This is a genomic window from Gilliamella sp. Occ4-3 (genome assembly GCF_001690675.1).
GTDB lineage: Bacteria > Pseudomonadota > Gammaproteobacteria > Enterobacterales > Orbaceae > Gilliamella > Gilliamella bombi.
Genome location: NZ_LZHR01000002.1, coordinates 1 through 2,116, shown reverse-complemented (window position 1 = coordinate 2,116; position 2,116 = coordinate 1). Strand labels below are relative to the sequence as shown.

1 protein-coding gene and 1 pseudogene are annotated in these 2,116 nt (G+C 33.3%); both read right to left on the bottom strand.

Features of this window, described 5'->3' with window-relative positions:
• Positions 1-243 (bottom strand): annotated as a pseudogene (locus tag A9G44_RS00140) (hypothetical protein); the annotation flags it as partial.
• 393 nt (positions 244-636) lie between these two features.
• The gene (locus A9G44_RS00135) at positions 637-2,097 is read right to left on the bottom strand and encodes a DASS family sodium-coupled anion symporter (protein WP_065608785.1); all 1,461 of its coding nucleotides are present in this window, start codon (positions 2,095-2,097) and stop codon (positions 637-639) included.
• Positions 2,098-2,116 lie beyond the last annotated feature (19 nt).

Sequence of the window (2,116 nt, the reverse complement as noted above, 5' to 3'; positions counted from 1 at the left end):
TTGAATAACTTTATCATTAGGGTTTAATCCCGAAGAAATTAAATCGTTACAAACATCAAGAGATAAAATCATTAATTCTTTTTTTTCTATTGAAGAATATCCATTATATAAATATGCAAAAATATATTTATTTAACCAATATTTTGTTCTATATTGATCTGGTAACTCATAAGCCCAATCCTGAGTAAATCGATCGCCATATGGCAAATTAAGGTCATCACATAATTTTTTAATTATTTGCATGTTATCCTCAAATTTTCAATTTAAAAATGATGAATTAAATGGAGTTGATATTCGTACTGATGCATCAAATTTCACAACTGTTCTTGCCATATCAAGGGAAATATTATCTCACTAAATAAATAGTCTCTTTTTTCTCTACTGATATTTTTACTAGATGACCATGATATTTAGTCAGCTTATCCAAATAGCGGATAATTATTGGTAAGCTGACCGCAATATCAATACCTAACACTTCACAATTAAAGCCATTTTATTACATTGAATGTTCTGAAATGACGTTAATTTCTACTACCATCACTTATAAAATTCATTGATTAACATTCACAGTACCAATAACTTTTTTAATGATTCAAGGTGGAATATGTATTATTTTAGAGGATAGTTACATAACAATTAATCCAGACCTATTATCTTCCACCATAAAATTCCAACAGTAAATACGATAATTAGATTTACAACACTACAAATAAACCCAACTTTCCACCAAGTTTTTACTGGTACAAAACCTTCGGCAAATAATAGTGGATTTCGAGCATTGGCAAACTGTGTAATTGATCCAAAGTAGTTAGTACAAATAACCAACGCAAAAATTGCAGTTAGAGTTGGTACACCTAAGGCAATAGCGATCGATAGGAAAACGGGAAATAATGCAGCAATATGAGCATTTCCACTTGCAAAGAAATAATGTAAATAAACATAGGCAACACACAAAATAACTAATACTAATACCCAACTACTTTCACCTAAATGACCTTGTACAGCTCCACCTATTGTGTCCCCTAACCATTTTGTTACACCAAGTTTATTAACTTGCCCCGCCATCATAAGTAATGCCGCAAACCAAATTAATGTGTCCCAGGCAGCTTTTTCTCCTTTTATATCATCCCAGCTTAATACACCAGTTAAGATCAAAATAGTTAAGCCAATAAACGCAGTAGTTGTTGAATCAATACCGAAATTTTTACCAAAAATCCAAAGCGCTAACAAAAGTACAACAGTAACGCCCATAATAATTTCTTTAACAGTAATTACCCCCATTTTCTTTAATTCTTCAGCAGCTAATTCTGGCGCTTCCGGTGTTCTTTTTAATTCTGGATTAGTCAGAAAGTAAACCACCAAAGGTATCACAACGAATGAAACTAAACATGGCCCAATTGCTGCAACAAACCATTGCCCCCACCCTAATGTAATACCTAGTGATGTTGTAACTAATTTAGCGGCTAATAAATTTCCTGTAAATGCCGTTAGAAACATTGCCGAGGTGATATCATTTACATGGCTAATAGTTAGCATTAAAAAAGTACCTATACGGTTTCTTGATTCATCTTTAGGATTGGATTTAAAATTAATTGCTAGCGCTTCCGCTATTGGATAAATAACTCCGCCAGCACGTGCTGTTGTACTTGGAATAGCTGGTGCCAATGCAATATCAGTAACGGATAAACCATAAGCAAGTCCTAAGGTATTTTTACCCAAAATTTTAACAAGATAATAGGCTATTCGTTTACTTAAACCTGTTTTGATAAAACCACGAGCGATCATAAAGGCAATAACAATTAACCAAATAAGACTACTATTTAATTCGCTTAACGAGATTTTTATTGACTCAGTCGCTGTTGTTGCACCAGATGGTCTCAATACAGCAAAAACAGTAATTGCTAATAGACCAATTGCGCCAATTGGCATTATTTCGGCAACAATACTGGCAATTGTTGCAACAAAAATGATGCTGGTTTGCCAACCCTCTTGACTAATACCTTCAAGTGGAGGTACAAACAACCAAAATATCGCTGAAATTACCACAATAATGATAAGTGGCAGCCATTTTACTGGTGGTTTCTTTACTACGCTCATAATATTTTCCTTTTTAACT

Bases quoted from the DNA above. Each gene is read 5' to 3' on its own strand.
- A9G44_RS00135 (WP_065608785.1), bottom strand. From the start codon at position 2,097: ATGAGCGTAGTAAAGAAACCACCAGTAAAATGGCTGCCACTTATCATT.